At 67.5% G+C, this 20973-nt stretch carries 14 protein-coding genes; 6 read left to right on the forward strand and 8 right to left on the reverse strand.

The features are described 5' to 3' along the window. Nucleotides 1–3751, reverse strand: a 3751-nt coding sequence (locus NP3_RS13530) for a nitrate reductase subunit alpha (protein ID WP_063041219.1), incomplete at its 3' end; no start/stop codon positions are given. A gap of 432 nt (nt 3752–4183) precedes the next feature. On the opposite strand from NP3_RS13530, the gene NP3_RS51465 reads away from it, so the two are divergent. The 3 genes from NP3_RS51465 to NP3_RS13545 all read left to right on the forward strand — a co-directional run bounded on the left by NP3_RS51465 (nt 4184) and on the right by NP3_RS13545 (nt 5843). Then, nucleotides 4184–4411 (forward strand): YdeI/OmpD-associated family protein, encoded by a 228-nt coding sequence (locus NP3_RS51465; RefSeq protein ID WP_373864747.1) that lies wholly within the window; start codon nt 4184–4186, stop codon nt 4409–4411. A 94-nt stretch (nt 4412–4505) separates the two neighbouring features. After that, on the forward strand, nt 4506–5300 hold the full coding sequence (locus NP3_RS13540) for a helix-turn-helix transcriptional regulator (protein WP_084508556.1): 795 nt from the start codon (nt 4506–4508) through the stop codon (nt 5298–5300). A gap of 108 nt (nt 5301–5408) precedes the next feature. Next, nucleotides 5409–5843 (forward strand): hypothetical protein, encoded by a 435-nt coding sequence (locus NP3_RS13545; protein ID WP_245720918.1) that lies wholly within the window; start codon nt 5409–5411, stop codon nt 5841–5843. A gap of 15 nt (nt 5844–5858) precedes the next feature. Here the strand turns inward: NP3_RS13545 and mtnC are convergent, their stop codons facing one another. From mtnC to NP3_RS13560, 3 genes are read right to left on the reverse strand one after another with little or no spacing between them, the layout of a single operon-like run. Then, on the reverse strand, nt 5859–6542 hold the full coding sequence (gene mtnC / locus NP3_RS13550) for an acireductone synthase (RefSeq protein ID WP_063041225.1): 684 nt from the start codon (nt 6540–6542) through the stop codon (nt 5859–5861). Continuing rightward, nucleotides 6539–7114 carry a 1,2-dihydroxy-3-keto-5-methylthiopentene dioxygenase gene (locus tag NP3_RS13555; protein ID WP_063041227.1) on the reverse strand — a complete coding sequence of 192 codons (576 nt, stop codon included), beginning with the start codon at nt 7112–7114 and terminating at the stop codon, nt 6539–6541. Before NP3_RS13555 ends, mtnC begins: the two co-directional genes overlap by 4 nt. After that, nucleotides 7111–8778, reverse strand: coding sequence for a bifunctional S-methyl-5-thioribose-1-phosphate isomerase/methylthioribulose 1-phosphate dehydratase (locus NP3_RS13560; protein WP_063041241.1), 1668 nt, complete (start codon nt 8776–8778; stop codon nt 7111–7113). The genes NP3_RS13555 and NP3_RS13560 overlap by 4 nt, the downstream gene beginning before the upstream one ends. 176 nt (nt 8779–8954) lie before the next feature. Between NP3_RS13560 and NP3_RS47900 the strand changes: the two genes are divergently transcribed. Continuing rightward, nucleotides 8955–9188: a hypothetical protein gene (locus NP3_RS47900; protein WP_373864745.1), complete on the forward strand. Its 234-nt coding sequence runs from the start codon at nt 8955–8957 to the stop codon at nt 9186–9188. A gap of 560 nt (nt 9189–9748) precedes the next feature. Here the strand turns inward: NP3_RS47900 and NP3_RS13575 are convergent. The 4 genes from NP3_RS13575 to NP3_RS13590 all read right to left on the reverse strand — a co-directional run bounded on the left by NP3_RS13575 (nt 9749) and on the right by NP3_RS13590 (nt 13496). Next, a complete protein-coding gene (locus NP3_RS13575) occupies nt 9749–11533 on the reverse strand; it encodes an NTP transferase domain-containing protein (RefSeq protein ID WP_084508557.1) in 1785 nt (594 codons plus the stop codon). A gap of 97 nt (nt 11534–11630) precedes the next feature. Beyond that, the gene (locus NP3_RS13580) at nt 11631–12371 is read right to left on the reverse strand and encodes a VOC family protein (protein ID WP_063041233.1); all 741 of its coding nucleotides are present in this window, start codon (nt 12369–12371) and stop codon (nt 11631–11633) included. 38 nt (nt 12372–12409) lie between these two features. Beyond that, nucleotides 12410–12706 carry an MGMT family protein gene (locus NP3_RS13585; protein ID WP_063041235.1) on the reverse strand — a complete coding sequence of 99 codons (297 nt, stop codon included), beginning with the start codon at nt 12704–12706 and terminating at the stop codon, nt 12410–12412. Between the two features lie 4 nt (nt 12707–12710). Beyond that, entirely contained in the window at nt 12711–13496 is a 786-nt protein-coding gene (locus tag NP3_RS13590; protein ID WP_063041237.1) for an alpha/beta fold hydrolase, read from the reverse strand. A gap of 84 nt (nt 13497–13580) precedes the next feature. Here NP3_RS13590 and NP3_RS13595 point away from each other — a divergent pair, with 84 nt between their 5' ends. Continuing rightward, the gene (locus tag NP3_RS13595) at nt 13581–17603 is read left to right on the forward strand and encodes a PD-(D/E)XK nuclease family protein (RefSeq protein ID WP_373864746.1); all 4023 of its coding nucleotides are present in this window, start codon (nt 13581–13583) and stop codon (nt 17601–17603) included. A gap of 153 nt (nt 17604–17756) precedes the next feature. Next, nucleotides 17757–20973, forward strand: a 3217-nt coding sequence (locus NP3_RS13600; protein WP_063041239.1) for an ATP-dependent helicase, incomplete at its 3' end; no start/stop codon positions are given.

Genomic DNA, 20973 nt, shown 5'->3' on the forward strand with positions numbered 1-20973 from the left:
GAATTGTCGTGACCTCGTCGCGCTGATTTCCGGTGGGGCCGTGGTAATTCAGCGCGAAGGACTGCTGCGCATAACCGCCGATGAGATGCGATGGCTTGATCATGATGCGGGTCAGCGCGTTGTGAATGCCGCCGCGCTTACCCTTGCCGGGCTGCTTATCCGGTGCGCCCCAATCGAATCCGCCCGGCGCACCCTCGATGCGTGGCACATCGACGGCCCGGTCCTGGGCGTGGTACATGAACACCGTGCCCTCGGGCATCCGGTGGCTCACGATGGCTCGCGCGACAACCACACCGTTGCGGTTGACCGCCTCAATCCAATCATTGTCCGACACACCGATTTTCGCGGCGTCCCGATCCGACATCCAAATCGACTGCCCGCCGCGGGAGAGCGTCAGCATGTGCAGGTTGTCCTGGTAGGCCGAGTGGATGGACCACTTGGAGTGCGGGGTCAGGTACCGAACGGTGACGCCGTTGTCACCGACGGACCCCACCCCTGGCTCGCTGAACAGCGCGCTCATATCGAGCGGCGGCCGGAATACCGGTAGCTGCTCGCCGAGTTCGGCCATCCAGTCGTGATCGAGGTAGAAGTGCTGGCGCCCGGTCAGGGTGTGCCATGGCTTGAGTCGTTCGGTATTGATGGTGAACGGCGAATACCGCCGTCCGCCGGTCTCACTGCCCGACCACTCCGGTGAGGTGATCACCGGCACCGGTCGGGATTGGGTGTCGGCGAAGGTGATTCGCTTGCCCTCGTGCTCGGCGGCGAGATCGGCCAGCTCGGTGCCGGTACGCCGCTCCAGCGCATGGAAGCCCTCGACCGCGAGCCTGCCGTTGGTGGTGCCGGACAGCGCGAGGATCGCCTCGGCCGCGTGGGTGTCCTTGGCCAGCGACGGACGTCCCTGGGCTACACCGGAAACCACGGTGCCGTTGACCCCGGCGAGGTAGGCCACCTCTTCGTCCGGATGCGTGGTGACGCCCTTGGTGGTGACGCCGAGCGTATCGATCAGCGGACCGAGTGCGGCCATCTTCTCCGCGAGCTTCGGGTAGTCCCGCTCGACCACGACCAGCTTGGGCATGGTCTTACCCGGAATCGGTTCGCACTCACCGGCTTTCCAGTCCAGCACGCGCCCACCGGCCTGCGCCAGCGCATCCGGCGAATCGTGCTGCAGCGGTACCGCGACGATATCTTTGCGCTTGCCCAGATGCTTCTCGGCCATCCACGAGAATCCGCGCGCGATCCGGTGGAATGCCTCGAAGTCCGTCTTGGCCTCCCACGGCGGGGAGATGGCGGGGGAGAAGGCGTGCACGAACGGGTGCATATCGGTGGAGGACAGATCGTGCTTCTCGTACCAGGTGGCCGCGGGCAGCACGATATCGGAGAACAGCGTGGTGCTGGTCATCCGGAAGTCCAGCGAAAGCAGCAGGTCCAGCTTCCCGCTCGGCGCTTCGTCGCGCCAGACCAGCTCCTGCGGCCGCACACCCGCGGCGTCGGTGGTCTGCAGATTGGAGTCCGCGCCGAGCAGGTGCTTGTGGAAGTACTCGTTGCCCTTGCCGGAGGAGCCGAGCAGATTCGCCCGCCACACGGTCAGGCAGCGCGGAAAGTTCTCCGGCGCATCGGGATCTTCGCAGGCGAAGCGCAGGTCGCCGGATTTCAGCCCGTCCACCACGTGGTCGGGCGCGGTCTTGCCCGCGGCCTCGGCCTCGTCCACCAGATCCAGCGGATTGCGGTCGAACGTCGGATAACTCGGCATCCAGCCGAGGCGACTGGCCAGCGCGATATTGTCCGCGGCGGTGCGGCCCGCGAATTTCCCGGTGCCCAGCGGGGAAGCGAAGGACTGGGCGGTGAACGGGTCGTAGCGCCACTGGTCATTGCTGAGGTACCAGAACACCGTGCCCTGCATCTGACGCGGCGGTCGCTGCCAGTCCAGGCCGAAAGCCAGGGTGGACCAACCGGTTACCGGACGGCACTTCTCCTGGCCGACGTAATGCGCCCAGCCGCCGCCGTTCACGCCCTGACAGCCGGTGAGCAGAGTCAGTGTGAAGAAGGAACGGTAGATCTGGTCGGAGTGGAACCAGTGGTTGGTGCCCGCGCCCATCAGGATCATCGAGCGGCCGCCGGATTTATCAGCGTTATCGGCGAATTCGCGGGCGATCCGCTGCGCCTGTGCGGCGGGTACGCCGGTAATGGCTTCCTGCCAGGCCGGGGTGTAGGGCTCGGCGGCATCGTCGTAGCCGGTCGGCCAGGTGCCGGGCAGCCCGTCGCGTCCCACGCCGTACTGCGCGAGCAGCAGATCGAACACCGTGGTGACCCGCTTACCCGCGACAGTGATCGTCGGTACGCCGCGTACCAGCACGCCCGCGGTATCGGTATCGAAGCGCGGCAGCTGCACCGCGACCGGGTGCTGGTCGGCGCGGTCGTGCAGGGTCAGCAGCGGATCGACGCCCTCGAGATCCAGATTCCACTTGCCCGCATCACCCGCGGTGAAGCGATGGCCGAGCGAACCGTTGGGCACCACCGGATTGCCCTCGGCATCGAGCAGCACCATCTTGTGCTCGGCGGTCTCGTCGGTGTGGCCGAGGTCGGCGGCGGTGAGGAATTTGCCGGGCAGCGCACCGTCGTGGTGGTAGTTGCCATTGGCGTCCCAGCCCTCCGGATCGTCGAGGCACACCAGGAACGGCAGGTCGGTATAGCGCTTGACGTAGTCGAGGAACCGCGGCGTGCCGCGCTCGACGAAGAATTCCTTGAGGATCACATGGCCCATCGACATGGCAAGGGCCGCATCGGTTCCCGGTCGCGCGGGCACCCATTCATCGGCGAACTTGGTGTTGTCCGCATAGTCGGGTGAGACCACGACGACCTTCTGACCGCGGTAGCGCGCCTCGGTCATGTAGTGCGCGTCCGGGGTCCGGGTCACCGGGACGTTCGAACCCCACATGATGAGGTAACCCGCATCGAACCAGTCGGCCGATTCCGGCACATCGGTCTGGTCCCCGAACACCTGCGGGGAGGCCACCGGCAGGTCCGCGTACCAGTCGTAGAACGACAGCATCGAGCCGCCGAGCATCGAAATGAACCGTGCGCCCACGGCATGGCTGACCATCGACATGGCCGGAATGGGGGAGAATCCGGCCACCCGGTCGGGCCCGTACTTCTTGATCGTGTGCACATGCGCGGCGGCGGCGATTTCGGCGGCCTCCCACCATTCCGCGCGGACGAATCCGCCCTTGCCGCGAGAAGACTTGTAGCGCTTGGCCTTTTCCGGATCCTCCACAATGGATTCCCAGGCCAGCACCGGATCCTTGAGCCGCTCCTTCGCCTCGCGATACAGCTCCAGCAGCACGCCGCGCACATACGGGTAGCGCACGCGCGCGGGGGAGTAGGTGTACCAGGAGAAGGACGCGCCGCGCGGGCAGCCGCGCGGTTCGTATTCGGGCTTGTCCGCGCCGACCGAGGGATAGTCCGTCTGCTGCGACTCCCAGGTGATCACGCCGTCCTTGACGTAGATCTTCCAGGAGCATGACCCGGTGCAGTTGACACCGTGCGTGGAGCGCACCACCTTGTCGTGCGACCAGCGGTCCCGATAGAACTCGTCGGCACTGCGCCCGCCCACCTGATGCAGGCTGCGCTGATCCGCCGAGACCTCGCCCCGGTGGAAATATTTGCCGAGACGCAGCAGTGCGTCACTTGCGTCGGTAGATTGCCGATCGGCCGAATCGGAGGACGCGGAAGCCTGAGTGCGCGAATTAACCACGACGCCCCCTTCGAGCTGTGAAACCGGGCTGTTGCACCGACTGTAAGGAGGCCGCGACGCACGTCCAAACGAATCTCTCACAGCCCGCACGCCGCGATCGTGAGGTGTGAGGTCGACGCAACGTGGCGGTCACCGCGCGATTGCCGCGAAATGCCGAAGACATCGATGTGACCAGGGCGGATCCGCTCTGACCGGCCGAAATACGGCTCGCGGATGGTGTTTCGGGGGCTAGCCGGTGATGCTTTGGAAACCGCCGGTTCTCAGGCGGTTTACATTTGTTAACACATCCGGCGGTAGCTCGGGGGGCCGATTCCGCACTCATGCGCGGTGGTCGAACCGTCCCGCGCGAAGCCATCCCGTGAGCCGACGATCCATTCGCTGTCGATTTGCCAATCCTCGAGGCTCCGGCGGATCCGGCCGCGGCGCCGGGGTGTGCGGGGCGTCGATGCGTTGTCGTTTTCGACCCGCCGCGAACTCGTCACAGGGGTTGACGCGGCGAAGCGTCCAGAGCCCCGGACCCGCCGCATCGAGAAGGTGGTCGCCGCGGCAAGGTGTTCTACCGGCCGCTCGGCGCGAATATTATTGCTGCTTCAGCACATTCGAACGCGTACCAGATGTCCGCGTGGCGGCCTCGACACGCGGGTGTTGGTCGGAAATTAGAGCAAACCCTTCGTTTAATATCGGATCGGCTCGCCTTTGTGCAGAACTACCCGACTTTGTCGATACACCTACAGCTTCATAGGAGTGGATTGCTGTGCCAAGCAGGTCGACCGATGGCCGTGACGGGGCTCCGGTGCGCCCGCCCACGTTCGGGGGTGAGTTGCGCAGACTGCGCGACGATCGACGTATTTCGCGCGAAAAGCTGGCATTCGCCGCGGGCGTGAGCGCCAGCTATATCACCCACCTCGAGGGCGGCGATCGGGAACATCCCACCAGAACAGTGGTGAATGCGCTGTTCGGATATCTGGATCGGATCGCGCCGCTCACCGATGCCGAACGCAGACTGTTTTTCGATCTGGCCGGATTGGGCGTGGACGGATTTCCCTCCGTACTCGAACTGCGCGATGAGATCGGCACGGATATGCGCGACGGACTGCGCCTGCACGAGCCGAATGCGGCGGGCTATGTCGATACCCGGTGGAATGTACTGTCCTGTAATGACTCCTACGCCGCCGCATTTCCCGGTCTGGTCGACGATGTGAATGTGCTGCGCTGGTTCTTCGGCAACGAGCTGTCCAAACAGGTCATGGTCGAATGGGAGCGCGAGGCCGCGCTCACCGTCGACTGGCTGCGCGGACTGATCGGTCAGTCCGGCGATACCGCCTGGTCCACCGAATTCCTCGACGAACTCGGCGGGTATCCGGAGTTTCGAAGAATGTGGGCGGCGGGCGGTACCACCTACGGCCGGGATCGGCCCATGCATGTGCGCGATCTCGGCTCCGGGGCGTGTTATCGGCTCGATGCCCAACTGTTCCGGGTGGATTCGGGCAATCATCCGGGTAGAATTCAATTCTTCCTCGGCATCCGGAGCCTATGCGCCAGCCACTGACCAGTGTAGATACCTTCTGGGGTGCGCCGGATGTCACAATTATCGGGACAGCGCCATACCGAACGTATTTGATCCGGTCATCGGTAAATCGAAAACGGGAGGCATTCCATGATCCGTAATGCTCGTGGCACCGCCCAAACGGCCGTCGATCCCGGCGTCGAGTTGCGCTCCGCACTGGAAGCGCTGCTGCTGCACGACGCCGTCGGATTGGATGCCAAAATGCGCCACGCTGTCGCCGCTGTGGTCCATTTGGCCGTTGACACCCCGCACGGCGCACCCGAGGACGCCGAGGAATTCCTCGGCCGCCTCGACGCCGCCTGGCTGCTCGCCGCTTGGTCGGGCCGAGACAGCGAAATGTCACTTATCGCAACCCTGGCCGCGGGTGATGTGCCCGCGCTGTCCTGGTGTGAACTCATGTTCACCACCGCCCTGGCCCCCTGGTCCATCAATCCGGCGGCGGTACACGCGCGGCGTATCTTCGCGACCGTTGAGCCCGGCCGCCTTGGCGCGGTCCGCCCGTCGATCGGCATCTCCGGCACCTGATGCTCCCGCGGTGACTCAGCGCAGGCTCAGTTCCGCGAACGAGGAGATCCAGTGATGCGGGGGACGTGGGGGATTCGGTTCACCGGGACGGTGGACACCGGTGACCGACCAGCCCGCGGTGACGGCGGCATCGAGTTCGTCGGGATGGTCGGACAGGAACAGGATGCGATCGGCGGGGGTGCCGATGGCGCTCGCGATCTTTTCATAGGAGGCGGCCTCGCGTTTCGGGCCCGCGCTGGACAGGTCGAAGTAGCCGCTGATCACTGCGGCCAGCTCGCCGCCGCGGGCGAAGGTGAACCAATCCTGTTGGTTGCGTACCGATCCCGAGGAATAGACATAAAGCCGCAGACCGGCGGCGTGCCAGGCGGCGAGGGCGGGCGGGACGTCCGCAAAGAATTCCCCGTGCAGTGCGCCGTTGCGGAAGCCCTCGGCGCAGATGATGCCCTGTGCGGCCTTGAGCGGTTCGGCCTTCACATCGGAGCCGAGCCAGTCGCGCAGGATCGCGGCGATCTCGTCGGTGTCGGCATCGGGGCGGCCGACGAGTTCGCGGGTGGCCGCGATAATGGGAGCGGCCGCGGCCGTGCGGTTTTCGGCCAGCCATTCGGGCAGGCGGGCGCGGGTGTAGCCGTAGAGATCCTCGCGTACCGAACTGGTCGGGCTCGTGGTGCCCTCGATATCGATGACTACGGTGGCGATCACGGGGCCGTCAGCAGCTGATCGAGGGTCGGAAAGCCCGCGCTGATGGGGTCACCGGTGAAATCGCCGACCCACCCGTCTGCCTCTTCGAAAAAGCGGATGGCGATGAAGTCGGGCCGGGTGCCCATATCGAACCAGTGCAGTGTGCCCGCCGGGACCGAAAGCAGGTCCCCGCCTTCGCATACCGTCGCCACGACCTCGTCACCCAGATGCAGATAGAAGCAGCCGCGACCAGCCGCGAAGAACCGCACCTCGTCCTCGGCGTGCCGATGCTCGTTCAGGAACTTCTCGCGCGCGCCCTCGGCGATCTGCGGCCACTCCGGATTCGCGTCGTCGGGGTGGATGCGGGCGATATCGATATGCTTGTAGCGCCCGGAGGCATTGAGTTCGGCCACGCGGTCGCCGTATTCGGCGAGCAGTTCGTCCGAGGCGGTCTCGGTGGCGTTGTCCAGCACCGGCCAGCGGTCGAAAGTGATGCCGCGGGTGGCCAATTCGGCGCCGATCACCGCATCGTCGGTGGTGCGCAGCAGTACCTTGTCGGCATCGTCGGCGGCCATAACCTGCAACAGCGTCATGATGTCAGTCCAATCTCGAGGATTTCGTTCGGATTGCGCGCGGCGAAGGCCTGCCGACGGCCGGTGCGGGACACCAGCTCACACAGGGCTTCGAGGCATTCGGCGCGGTCGCGTGCCTGGGAAAGATTGTCTCCCCACGTCGTGATCCCATGTCCCGCGATGGCCAATACCGGTGCGGCGGTGGGATTTTCGAGCAGGTAGGCCTCGATATCCACGCCGATGCGCGCGACGTCGGGCCAGTTCGGGAAGACGGGCAGGTCGAGGACGGTCGGATAGGTGCCGTCCGGCTCCTTGGCCACCAGACCCTTGATGAGTTCGTAGTCGGTGATCCGCAGGATGGTCAATGCGTCGGGGGTCCCGGAGCGGGTCGCGGCGGCCGTCGCATAGGGCGGATGAATGTGGACAACGGCTGCGGCACCGGTGGTTCGGTACACCGCCGTGTGAATTGTGGTCTCCGCCGAGGGCTTTCTCCGCTGATCCGGTGTCGGCGCGGAGTCGGCGATGCGGACGGTCACCATATCCGCGTCGGTCAGCTCGCCCTTGGACAGACCGCTGCCGGTGATCACCGCGGTAGTCTCGGTGCGCACCGAGATATTGCCCGCGGTGCCCGGCATCCAGCCCCGCCCGTACATCTCGCGTGCGATATCGGCGATGGCCGCACCTTCGGCATTCGTGCCGTATACGACACCCAGTTCGGTGACGACCGCAGTGACCAACTCCGCGGGCGTCACATCGAAGGCCGGATTGAAAGCCTCGGTATCGACGGGAGCCGTTGTGACACCGCCGAATCCGGTCACCTCGGCGGTGGCCCGCTGTTCGACGACGATATCCGCACCGGTCGCCGTCTTCGGATCACGCGTCGACTCCGGAGCCACCACAATGAACGGAATGCCGTGGTGGTGGGCTGCGATGGCGAGGCCATAGGTGCCGATCTTGTTCGCGACATCGCCGTTGGCGGTCACCCGGTCCGCGCCGACCAGCACGCAGTCCACCTGACCGGTCGCCATCGCCCACGCCGCGGCGGAATCGATGGTGAGCCGATGGGGTATGCCCGCCTCGGCCAGCTCCCAGGCCGTCAGCCGAGCGCCCTGCAATAGCGGCCGCGTCTCGTCGACCAGGACATTCTCGATCGCGCCGCGCTCCGACAGCACCCGCATCGCCCCGATCGCGGTGCCGAAGGCGCTGGTCGCCAGCCGCCCGGTATTGCAGTGCGTGAGCACCCGCAGTGGCCGGTCCGGGCAGAGCCGTTGCACGAGATCGGCGGCATGGGTCGCGGCGGTCCGGTTGACTCGGCCGTCCTCGGCCAGCATGGCGAGGGTTTCGGCGAGTACCGCATCAGTGCCGAGCGGCACCTTGGTCAGTACCCGCCGCACCGCCCAAGCCAGATTGACCGCGGTGGGCCGGGCATCCGCGATCCGCGCGGCATCCGCCTCGGCCCGCGCCACATCGACGACACCGTCGGTGGTGTGCGCGGCGGTGGCGATGACCACGCCGAACGCACCGGCGATGCCGATCGCGGGCGCGCCGCGGATGGCCAGTGTCTTGATGGCGTCGATCACCTGGTCGACCGTGCTGAGCCGCAGCTCGCGCACCTGGTGCGGCAGTTCGCGCTGGTCGATGGTGACCAGCGCACCGTCGTCCCAGATCAGGGAACTGTCGTTCATCAGGTGCATCCTTACGGTCGGGCAGAGCGCGGTGTTGTCCCTGGTCAACGGTATCGGACGGGCGATGCCGCCGGAAATCGGCACCGCCCGTGCGCCCGCCTCATTCCGAGACGAACTCGCCCGCGCGTTCGACCGCCTCGATGGTCTGCTGTGGCACCTGGAGCTGGGGTGTAGGGATGGCGGCGCATGCCGTCGAAATCCTCGGCGGGCAGGCCATTACAGGGGCCTGGCCCAGCCGCCACATCAGCCACGACCTCGCGGTGGTCCACCAGATCGCCGACCGCGTTGTGGTCCTACGCGAGGGTGCCGTCGTCGAAACCGGACCCGTCGCCGAGGTATTCGCATTCCTTTGCGCCGACTACACACGCAACCTCCTCCGAAGCAGTTCGCCAACGGGCGAGTCGAAATGATTGCTTGTGCACGGGAGTCGCCATTCGACTCGCTTCGATGCACGCGCAGAATTTTCTGCGGCAAAAGGTAACTCGCCGGGCGTGGCCATCGGCGGTGTAATTCGAATCGTGTGTGACGCGTTCGAAAGGGCGCGTCAAGCTTTATGAATGATCGGCTGGAATGTATTGCCGTGAATAGTTTCCCAACGGCTCGCGAATCCGGCGACCGCGCGTAACGAACCGGCCCGCGCACAGGCGGGCCGCCGGCTCACGTGGCGGAACCGGCGGCCCGTTTCAGATCAGTGCTGTCCGGGTCGGCGCTGCTCAGCGCCTCGCCGTTCCGAGCTCGGCTCCCGCCGCTGCTCGTCACGGTCGCGATCGCTCATCGATCCGGATCGGTTCATGCCCTGGTCCTGGCGCTGCTGTTGCTGCTGCCGTTCCATCTGCTTGGGCATTTTCTTAGGCGCTTTCTTCGACTTTTCAGCCATCTCCACTCGGTCCTTTCCGAAGTGATGTTGTATTCGCCTAACCATCACACAATAGCGAGCGGGCATCATCAGTGGAAGAAGAATATCGATTATTTACGCCTGGAGCGGGAGGAATTCGACGAGGTCGTCGTCGTCGGCCTCGGCGGGGACGATGACCAGGCCGTCACGGTCTACCAGGCCGCCCAGATGGGTGGTACGGATCTGCGGATCGCCGAGCCAACCGCCGTATGGGGCGAGCCGGGCCGGGACGATGCGGCTAACGGGTCCGGAGATCGCGCTCGCATTGCGCAGGGGCCCGATCAGCGGTCGCCGCGGATGGCCGCCGGTTCGGCCCTCGACGACCGCGGGGGACAGGGCCATCAGTATCGCCACGGCCGCGAATGGGTTTCCCGGTAGGCCGAGAACGGTTGCGCCGCTGGATAATTCGGCGACGACCGTGGATCCGCCCGGACGCAATTTCAAGCGGTGCACCAGAATTCGAGCTTGGGCGCGGGCGATTGCCCCACGCAGCTGATCCGCGGCACCGCCACCGGTCGCACCGACGATGATCAGCAGATCGCAAGCGTCCGCCGCGCCGAGCACCTCGTCGAAGCCGCGCGGGGTATCGCGCAGGTGTACCCGGTCGATCGCGCGAATTCCATACCAGGACAGCACATCCGGCAGAATCGGTCCGATCGAGTCGCGGGTCTGACCGGTCTGCAGTGGCCCGGTGCTGCGGATCTCGTCGCCGGTCATGATGATGCGGGCGCGCACCGGGCCACGCACCATCGACTCGGTCACCTCGACACTGGCCGCAGCGGAGATCAGCCCGGCCGTGACCGATGTGCCCTCGGGTGCAACGAGATCGCCGGGGGCCCGGTCCTCGCCGCGACGGCGAATATCGTTGCGTAGCGGGGAATCCTCGTGCTGGTACAGCATTTCGTCGTTTTCGAGCCGCGCGTATTCGTCACGGAGCACCCGCGTGGTGCCGTCCGGCACATGTGCGCCGGTGGCGATCCGCACCGCCTCACCGGGGAGCAGCCCGACCGGCCGCCGACCGCCAGCGAACCCGATATCGCGCCGCAACCGCCATGGTCCGTCACCGGCGACCGCGTATCCGTCCATGGCGGAGACATCGAAGCGCGGCAGCGCTCCGACGGCCGTCAGCGGCGCGGCGAGGGTCGCACCGCGCACGGAAGCCAGTTCGGCCCGATACTCGGTGAGTCGAGAGATGTTGGTACGCAGGCTATCCCGAGCCTCGTCGAGTAGCAGCGGCGTTGTGGGAACCGCGGCCGCCGGTGCGGGACGAGGCGCACCGACGGTACCGGCGTCCCAAGCCATCCTGGCGCTTCGCACCTGCTCCTCGGTATCGCAATCGGCGATACCAGGCATGGCGACGGTGATCGTATCGGCCGGGATCAGCGCCTTCATCGGCTGATTGATCAGCGAATCCAGCCGCGCCAGCGCTTCCGCCAGCGCCGTCCGTCGCCAGACGCCGATCAGATACTGCGGCCGACCGGACTCGTCGGCTGCGAAGACCGCGTCGGCGCCGGATTCGGTGCCGCGCCGGATCAGCTCCGTCACCGTCGTCTGCGACAGGAACGGCAGATCCGCCGCGAGCACCACCACCAGCGGCGCGGCGGTCGGCCCGAGCGCGCGCAATCCGGCGCCCACCGCGGCGACCGGACCCGAACCCGGGGGCACCTCGCGCACCTGGGCGATCCGCACGTCCAATTCGGGCCGATGCGGTCCGACCACCACGGTTTGCGCACACGGCGCCACCGCGGCCAGGGCCGCATCGAGCATGGATCGACCGCCGATGATGATGGCGGGCTTATCGACGCCCCCCATGCGGCTGGCGCGTCCGCCCGCGAGCACGATCGCGTCGGCGGTGGTCACCGGTCAGCGCCTGGCGCGAGAGAGGGCATGGCCGACATGCTAATTCGTCGGCTGTACAGATCCGGGGAGGGCGGTCCGGTTCCGGCGGTCGCAGGGCCTAGATCGTCGAATAGTCCGACGCCGGTCGGTGCAGGCAGAACTCGTTCGTCTCCGGATCGGCGAGCAGCACCCCGGGTGTGCCATCGGCAGCGAGCCGGGTCGCGCCCGCCGCGCGCAGTCGGGCCACCTCGGCGGCCGGATCGTCGGTGGGGAAAGACAGCAGATCCAGACGCAGTCGATTGCGGTCGCTCTTCACATCCGGCGTCTGGACGAACTCCAACCAGGCTCCGAGCCCCGTCGCCGAGCGGAGCCCGGCCATCCGCGCGCCGCCGTAGGCGATCGGCCAGCCGGAGGCGGTGGACCAGAACTCGGCCAGCCGGACCGGATCGTGCGTATCGATCACGATGGCGGCGACCGCACCGGTATCCACGTACTCCTCGCGCGGCTCCAGCACGCAGAACTCGTTGCCCTCCGGATCGGCCAGCACCACCCACGGCACCGTGCCCTGGCCGATATCGACGTGCCGGGCGCCCAGCGCCAGTGCGCGTTCCACCTGCGCCCGCTGATGATCGAGCGAGCGACTGGCCAGATCCAGATGCATCCGGTTCTTACAGTCCTTGGCGCGCGCCTCGGGCCGGAAGGTCAGGGCCAGCTCGAGGCCGTCCGGATCGGGGGCCGCCACGTCGACCTGGTCGCAACGATCGATCGTCACCGTCCAGCCGAGCAACTCGGCCCAGAAATCCGCGACGAACCGGGGCCGGTCGGCATCGAAGACGACACACGCCAGGCGGGTGGACATGCTTCAACGTTAACCGCCGATCGACGGCGGCGGGGCGTTTACGGGAGCGGAAAACGCGCGGCGCGCACGTCGACTCGACCGTCGCGGATCGGTACGCCCTCGGCGGCCAGCAGGCGCAGCTGGCGATCGGCCAGATGCGCGGCGGGCTTGCCGCCCGCGCCGATCACCCGATGCCATGGCAGATCGGCGGAGTCGGTGCGCATGATCCAGCCGACCGTGCGCGGGGTGGACAATCCGGCCGCCGCGGCGATATCGCCGTAGGTGACGACGCGGCCCGGCGGCACGGTCGCGACCAGCGCGCGCACCCGCTCGACCTCGGCATCGGTGGTGGCCATCCGACTACAGCACCGATCGGATCAGCGCCGCGGTCTCGCTCGGCCGCGCCTGGGCGACCATATGGTCGCAGTCCCATTCGAGCACGGTCAGATTCTCGCCAAGGCGCGCGGTGAGGGCGGCACGGAACTCCGGGGTGACGAAGGGCGGCACCACCTTCATGGCCTGCACCAGGATCGTCGGCAGGTCAACGGGCGGCAGCACATAGTGCCGGGCCAGCTGACCCCAGTAGGAGTTGACAGCGGGCAGACTGATTCGCCAGCCCACCCGGCCGTCGGCGGTGGGCATCAGATGTTCGGTGAGTTCGGCATCGAGCAGGCGCGGCTCGACCTCGCCCCAGCCGGTCGCGATTTTGTCCTGGCGGGCGTGCTCGACGGTGTCGTAGTCCGGTGAGGCCAGGCTGGACAACGCGATATCCATCAGGCGCTCGGGCTCCAGCGCGATCGCAGAATCGAGCAGGATCAGCTTGCGCACCAGGTGCGGATGCCGCTGCACCAGGTGCAGCGCACAGGCGCCGCCGAAGGAGTGCGCGACGACGACCACCGGTTCGTCGGCTTCCGCGCTGAGCAGTTCGACCAGATCATCGACGATGGTCTCGAAGTTCCACGGCGGCAATGAGGTCGAGCGACCGTGTCCGCGCAGGTCGGGGGCGATGAGCCGGACCTCGGGCAGATGTCGGGTGGCCAGTTCCTCCCAGCGTTTGCCGTGGCCGGTGACACCGTGCAGGGCCAGGACTTTCGGCCCGTCGGCGGGGCCGAATCGATACACATGGAGAGGCGACACAGGTCTCATACTGACGCATCTGGAAATCCGTCGCAGATCCAGGCGTGTGTCGGACCTCACCGATCGGTGAATCGCCCGCGTGGCGTGTCGGAGGTGTCTGTTGCAATAGCCCGCGTGGTGCGATCGGATAGCGCGGTGCGACTTGTTCGCCGGAATGTGGCGGCACCCCCGGCTCGGACCTGGGGTGCCGATGTCCGCGCGCTGTTCGAAGCCGCGGCGACGGTCGGCCCGATCCGGCCGGACTGGCGGCCGTGGCAGGTGCTCGGCGGACCGGGAACCGGCAAGACCGCACTGCTGATCGATCTGGCCGCCGAGCGCATCGCCGCGGGAGCCGATCCGGAATCGGTGCTGGTACTGACCCATTCGAAGCAGGCGGCGAGCACGCTGCGCGACGCCATTACCGCCCGGCTGACCGATCCCGATTCCACTGAGGGCGGGGTGCCCGGCGCTACCAGGGAACCGCTGGTGCGCACGCTGCATTCCTACGCGTTCTCGGTGCTGCGCAGACATGCGAGCGCACATGGCAATCCGCCGCCGCGTTTGCTGACCGGTGCCGAGCAGGATGCCGTGCTGCGTGAAATGCTGCGCGGTGATCTGAGCGATATCGCGGCCGGGGCGAGCGGACTGTGGCCGGAGCGGCTGCAACCAGCGCTGGGGCTCGGCGGATTCGCCGAGCAGTTGCGCGATCTCATGCTGCGGGCCACCGAACGCGGCCTCGGACCCGAGGATCTGGTGCGGCTCGGCCGCGAGCACGGACGGCCGGAGTGGGTGGCGGCGGGCAAATTCGCGGTCCGCTACGAGCAGTCGATGCTGCTGCGCTGGTCGGTCGGGGTGGAAGCGCCCGAGGCGACCGCACCGGCGCTGGACGCGGCCGAACTCGTCGGAGCCGCGCTGGACGCGCTGGCCGGAGATGCCGATCTGCTTGCCGCGGAACGGAATCGGATCCGATACCTGCTGGTCGACGATGCCCAGCATCTGGATCCGCAGGCCGCGCTGCTGGTGTGTGTGATGGGTACGGCAGCGCATACGGCGGTCGTGGCGGGCGATCCGGATCAGGGCGTATTCGCCTTCCGCGGTGCGGATTCGCGCTTCGTCGCCGAACTCGCCGCGGCGGATGGCCAGCGAATCATCCTGCGGGACAACCACCGATCCGGCGGCGCGGTGGAACTGGCCGTCACGCGGATCGCGGCCAAGTTGCCCGGCAGTGCGCCACAACGTTTTTCGGCACCCGAGCACGCGGCACCGAAGGCCGACGGCACCGAGGTACGCGTGCGGGTACTGGCGACTCCGGCGAAGGAAGCCGCCCTGATCGCCGACCATTTGCGCCGCGCCCATCTCACCGATGGTGTGCCGTGGTCGCGCATGGCGGTGATCGTCCGCTCGGTGCCGTTGTCACTGGCTCCGCTGCGCCGCGCCCTCTTGGCGGCCGGAGTGCCCGTACAACAGCCCGCACTCGACGCGCCACTGGCCCGTCGGCGCGGCGCGGCCTGGATGCTGCTCGCACTGCGCGCGGTACTCGCCGAGGATGCGCAGCGGCGCGGGCGCGGGCGTTCGGCCGAGGCGATGTTCTCGGCGGAAGACGCATTGGATCTGCTTGCCGGACCGCTCGGTGGCGCCGATCAGATCACTCTGCGCCGGTTACGCCGCGGTATTCGCCGCGGTGTGCTGGAGTCCGCACGCAGCGAAATCAAGGCCGCACGGGCAAGTGCGAGTTCCGTATCGGGTGATGAAACCGATTGGGCCGGTTTGCCTCCGGATGAGGAGGTGTTCGCGCCGGAAGACGAAGGCTTCGAGTCCGGGGCGAACAGCTCCGAACGGAACGTCACGACGGCCGAACGGAATATCAGCCAAGTCGAGCGGATCACCGACGATGCCGATTGGTATGGCATCGAACCGGAGTTCAGTAGCCGAGATTTGGAATGGCAGAGCGGTCGGCCCGAATCGGATTTCGACGATTCCGAGCCGGATATCAATGACCCTGAACACGGTGGTGCGACACCTCGACGCGCAGATGGCGCTGTATGGGGCGCGGATGACGACGCCGTGCGAGGCGTCGGTGACACTGAACGGGGCACAGACCAGGCCGAACTGGGCGCAGATGCCCCGAAGCGGGCCGCCGACGAAGCGCGGCGGCGGGTGGATGGTGCCGAGTCGGACGCCGCCGATGAAGCCGGGCGGCGCGCGGATGGCATCGAGCGGGGCGCAGGCGAGGCCCAGCGGAACTCACTGCGAACCGACCAAGGGCGCGCGGATGCTTCCGAGCGGGGCGATGGGGACTCGTCGGCCGCGGAACCCGACGACAGCGATTCCCCATGGCGCGCCTATGTCGACAAATCCTCCGCGGAGGTGCTGCGTGACCTGCTGATCGGCCGCGCGGATCGTCGAATCATGGAGCGGCTCACCGATGTCGAGGCGGCGCCGCTGAAGCGGGTGTTCGACGCGCTCGACCGGGCCATAAAAACTCGGCGGCGCGGCGCCGGTCTCGAGGATGTGCTGTGGGCGCTGTGGACCGGGTCGCGGCTGGAGCGGCGGTGGGTGGCGCAGTCCGAGCGCGGCGGGGCGGCGGGTATGCAGGCCGATCGCGATCTCGACGCCGCTGTCGGATTATTCGATGCCGCAGCCGCTTACGTGGATCGGCTGCCCCGCGCGAGCATCGAGGGCTTTGTCGAATTCCTTGTGCAGCAGGAGATTCCGCACGACACCAGATCGCTGACCGCGGCGGGGGATGCGGTCGCGTTGCTCAGCGCGCACGCGTCCGCGGGCCGGGAGTGGGAGGTGGTCGCGGTTGCCGCTGTGCAGGAAGGTATTTGGCCGAATCCGCGCCCGCGCGGCACCCTGCTGCAGACCGAGGATCTGGTCGACCTCACCGCGGGCATTGTCGACGCGGGTGCGGTGGTGAGCCGCGCGGCCCCGATCATGGCCGAGGAACGCAGACTGCTGCTGGTCGCGTGCAGCCGGGCGCGGCGCTCGCTGCTGGTCACCGCGGTGGAATCGGTATCGGGCGAACGCGATCTCGTACCCTCACGATTCCTTGCCGAACTCCTCGGCCACGACGACGACAGCGAACCCGGCGCACTCCCGGTCGCCGACCCGGGCCGCGCCCTGGTCATGCATGCGCTGGTGGCCGAATTGCGCGGTGTCGTCTGCGATTCCGAGGCCGAACCGGAGCGCAGACGTCGCGCTGCCCACGAACTCGCCCGGCTGGCCAAGGCCGGGGTGCCGGGTACACATCCCGACGAGTGGTACGGCACAGCCGATCTCAGCTCCTCGCGTTCCCTCTGGGAGGACGACGAGACCGCGGTTGCCCTGTCTCCGTCCACCGTCGAGCTGCTGCGCACCTGCCCGCTGCGCTGGGCGCTGGAACGTCACGGCGGCACCGACGGCGACAACCCCCATGCCGTCAAGGGCAATCTGGTGCACACCCTCGTCCAGGCACTGGCGGGCAAGGTTCCGGAATCGCAGGTCCGCGCCGCGCTGGATAAGGCATGGCAGGCCATCGATCCCGGCACCGGCTGGCATTCCCGTCAGGAACTGCGTCGCACCGAGGCCATGCTGGAGACCTTCATGGCCTGGGTGCAAAATACCCGCGGTGAGCTGACCCAGGCCGGTGTGGAGGTCCCGGTCGACTGTGTACTGCCGCCGCGCTCGGAAGACGAACCCGCCGTGCGGATTCGCGGCCGGGTCGACCGACTGGAGCGCGATGCCTTCGGCCGGTTCGTCATCGTCGATGTGAAGACCGGGAAGTCGCCGGTCACCAAGCAGGCCGCCGCCGACCACGCCCAGCTCGCCACCTACCAGGTAGCGGCCGCCGCGGGCGCGCTCGACATCACCGTGGACGATGCCGACCCCGCCACAGGGGAATCCGGCTCAGCCGAACCCGGCGGCGCACGACTGGTCTATGTCGCCAAACCGAGCAGCAAAGAAGGCGCCACTCAGCGCATGCAGCCCGCGCTCGACGCCGAGGCACTCGACAAGTGGCGTGGCACGATTCATGATGCCGCGGCCGCGACCCAGGGCCCGAGCTACCTCGCCATGCGCAACGATGGCTGCAGGCACTGTTCGGTCGCGGGCAGCTGCCCCGTCCAGGACACCGGAAGGCAGGTGACCGACGAATGAGCGAGCGTAGCGAGCGAACAATCAACACAGCCGAGCATTCGCTCGTGCCGACGCCGAGCGCTAGCGAGGCGGCGGCATGAGCGAACGCAGTGAGCGAACCATGTGCCAGCGCGCACCGCGCATGCCGGAGCGGAGCGGCAGCGAGGCGCAGGCATGAGCGGCGCCGTATCGCCGAACCGGCTCGCGGAGGCGCTCGGCCTGCCACCACCCACCGAGGAGCAGGCCGCGGTGATCGCGGCGCCACCCGGACCGACCCTGGTCGTCGCGGGCGCGGGCGCGGGCAAAACCGAGACCATGGCCGCCCGCGTGGTGTGGATGGTCGCGAATCGTCTCGTCCTGCCCGATGAGGTACTCGGCCTGACCTTCACCCGAAAAGCCGCCCAGCAGTTGACCTCCCGCATCCGCACCCGGCTGGCCCGGCTGGCCGGTTCACCGCTGCTGCGCGACCTCGATACCGGCGGTGAGCTGCGCGCCCAACTCTCCGGCGCCGAACCCGAGATCAGCACCTATCACTCCTACGCGGGCCGCCTGCTCACCCAGCACGGCCTGCTGCTGCCCGTGGAACCCGCCGCGACGCTGCTGACCGAAACCCAGCTCTGGCAGCTCGCTCACCAGGTGGTCCGCAACTGGGACGGTGACCTCGATACCGATCGCACCCCGGTCTCGGTGACCGAGGCGGTGCTCGCGCTGTCCGGCCAACTCGCCGAACATCTGGTGGAACCCGAACAACTCGCCGAGGCCCACACCGAACTCGAAAAACTGGTCCACACCCTGCCCGCCGGCCCGCGCCAACGCGGCGGGCCGAGTCAGGCCCTGCAGAACATCGTCCAGGTGCAGCGCGAACGCGTCGCCTTGCTTCCGCTGGTCAAACAGCTCGCCGAGGCCTTACGCCGCCGCGGCGCACTGGATTTCGGCGCCCAGATGTCGCTGGCCGCCCGTCTCGCCACTGAACATCCCGAGGTCGCCGCCGCCGAACGCACCCGCTTCCGCCTGGTCCTGCTCGACGAATACCAGGACACCGGTCACGCTCAGCGGATCCTGCTGGCCGCGCTGTTCGGCGGCTTGCCCCGGCAACCGCACGCCAAACGCGCACGGAAATCCGCCGATACGCCGAAGTCCGCCGCCGACACCGGGGCCGACAGGCCGGGGTCGGATTCGCGTTCGCCGATCGACCTCGACGCTCGATGGAGCGGGTCTGATATTCGCCGGGAAAACTCCGCCGCTCGATCCGATGGACCCGGCGCTCACGGGGGTGAGGGCGATGCGACGCAGGGGCGTCAGCCGGAAGACGAGCACAGAGCAACCAGCCGTGGCGAACAGCGGCTGGCAGTGACCGCGGTCGGTGACCCGATGCAATCGATCTACGGCTGGCGCGGCGCATCCGCCGCCAACCTGCCCAGGTTCGCCACCGATTTCCCCAGTGCCCCAGGTATTCCCGCGCCGATCCTGCCACTGCTGACCAGCTGGCGGAACCCGCCGGAGGCGCTTGCCCTGGCGAACCTGGTCGCCGAACCATTACGTCGCAATGCCATCGACAGCGGTGGGGTAACCGTCGACGCACTGCGCGCGAAGCCTGACGCCGAACCGGGCATTGTCGCGCTGGCACTCACCGAAACCGTTGCCGACGAACGGAATTGGGTGGCCGTCCGGATCGCCGCGGAATGGGCGGCCAAACGCGAAGCGGGGGAGCCGCCGCCGACCTCGGCGGTACTAGTACGACGCAATGCCGATGCCGCACCGCTCGCGGAAGCCCTACGCGAACAAGGACTTCCGGTGGAAATCGTCGGCCTCGGCGGCCTGCTCGCCACTCCGGAGGTCGCCGATATCGTCGCGACGCTGCGGCTCGTCGCCGAACCCGGCGCGGGCAGCGCAGCCATGCGCATACTTACCGGTGCCCGCTGGCGCATCGGTGTCGTGGACCTCGCCGCGCTCGCCCGCCGCGCGAGGGATCTGTCGATCAGCCGTCTGCACGGCAATGAAGTCGATGAAATCACCGATTCGACCGCACTGGCCGAGGCATTGCGCGAGGTCGCGCCCGAACCGGCCGAACAGGCCGGGCTGGCCGATGCGATCGCCGACCCCGGCCCGCAGGAACAGTATTCGGAGTCCGGATTCGAACGCATCGTCGCATTGGGCCGGGAACTCGCCGCATTGCGTGAGCGCAGCGGTCAACCGCTCGCCGAAATGGTGGCGGACGTGGAACGCACCATCGGCGTAGGCGTGGAAACGCAAGCCCGCCGCGCCATGCTCGGCGCAGGGGCCGGACGTGAACATCTGGACGCCTTCGCCGAGGTGGTCGCAGGCTATGCCAGCGATTCCGGCGCCTCGCTCGGCGGCCTGCTCGCGTTCTTCGCCGCCGCCGAATCCGTCGAGAACGGCTTGGAGCCGGGCGAAGTCGAGGTCGCGCGGGATCGCGTCCAGGTGCTGACCGTGCACGCGGCTAAGGGCCTGGAATGGGAGATCGTCGCGGTACCGCACGTGACCCGCGGCGTCTTCCCCTCCGGCGCGGCCTCGGGCACCTGGCTCGGCGCACTCGCCGAACTTCCCACCTCCCTGCGCGGTGACCGCAGACAGGATGATGCCGCCGAGGGCGTCCCTGTACTCGACCTCTCCGACCTCTACGACCGCGCCGACCTGGAACGAGCGATCAAGTCCCACAAGGAATCCCTGGACCGCCGCCGCATCGACGAAGATCGCCGCCTGTTCTATGTCGCACTCACCAGAACCGAACGCGTCCTGTTCGTCTCCGCCCACCACTGGGCCGAAACCGGCACGTCTCCGAAGGGGCCGTCGGATTTCCTGCTGGAACTCGAACACGCCAGCGAGGCTCCCGACAGCCCGGCCAACGGCGCGGTCACCATCGACCGCTGGGACGACGCCCCCGGCGTCGATGCTGTCAACCCCTTCACCGATAACCCCGCAACCGCCGAATGGCCTCGCGACCCCCTCGGCAACCGCCGCGACCCGATTGAACAGGGTGCCTCCCTGGTCCGCGCCGCCCTCGCCGAACTTGCGGCACGACCGGTAGGCGTCACCAACCTTCCGGCCCGACCTGCTGCCCGTGACAAAGCAACTGCATCAGTCGATTTCGCGGACCGCGCACCCCATGACATCGACATGGCACCGACTGTAACTCCTGCCACCGACAACTTTGCCGCCCCGACAACAACGGCCGCTCGCGCTGATAGTCCCGCCTCGACAACAACGGCCGCTCGCGCCGATAGCCCCGCCCCGACAACAACGGCCGCTCGCGCTGATAGTCCCGCCCCGGCCGGACCGTCGGTCGATCCATATGCCGACGTTCCCCCACCCGACTTTCCCGATGCGCCCGCACCTTTCGACGACTCTTACGAACCGCCCGAAAGCGCAT

Origin of the sequence: Nocardia pseudovaccinii NBRC 100343 (assembly GCF_001613225.1) — a bacterium.
Taxonomy (GTDB): domain Bacteria; phylum Actinomycetota; class Actinomycetes; order Mycobacteriales; family Mycobacteriaceae; genus Nocardia; species Nocardia pseudovaccinii.

Excerpts from the sequence above, each read along its gene's own strand:
- NP3_RS13585 (WP_063041235.1), bottom strand. The coding sequence starts at position 12,706 with ATGGCCACCACCGATGCCGAGGTCGAGCGGGTGCGCGCGCTGGTCGCG.
- NP3_RS13560 (WP_063041241.1), bottom strand. The coding sequence starts at position 8,778 with ATGAACGACAGTTCCCTGATCTGGGACGACGGTGCGCTGGTCACCATC.
- NP3_RS13590 (WP_063041237.1), bottom strand. The coding sequence starts at position 13,496 with ATGAGACCTGTGTCGCCTCTCCATGTGTATCGATTCGGCCCCGCCGAC.
- NP3_RS13580 (WP_063041233.1), bottom strand. The coding sequence starts at position 12,371 with ATGTCCACCCGCCTGGCGTGTGTCGTCTTCGATGCCGACCGGCCCCGG.
- NP3_RS47900 (WP_373864745.1), top strand. The coding sequence starts at position 8,955 with ATGGCGGCGCATGCCGTCGAAATCCTCGGCGGGCAGGCCATTACAGGG.
- NP3_RS13555 (WP_063041227.1), bottom strand. The coding sequence starts at position 7,114 with ATGACGCTGTTGCAGGTTATGGCCGCCGACGATGCCGACAAGGTACTG.
- NP3_RS13545 (WP_245720918.1), top strand. The coding sequence starts at position 5,409 with ATGATCCGTAATGCTCGTGGCACCGCCCAAACGGCCGTCGATCCCGGC.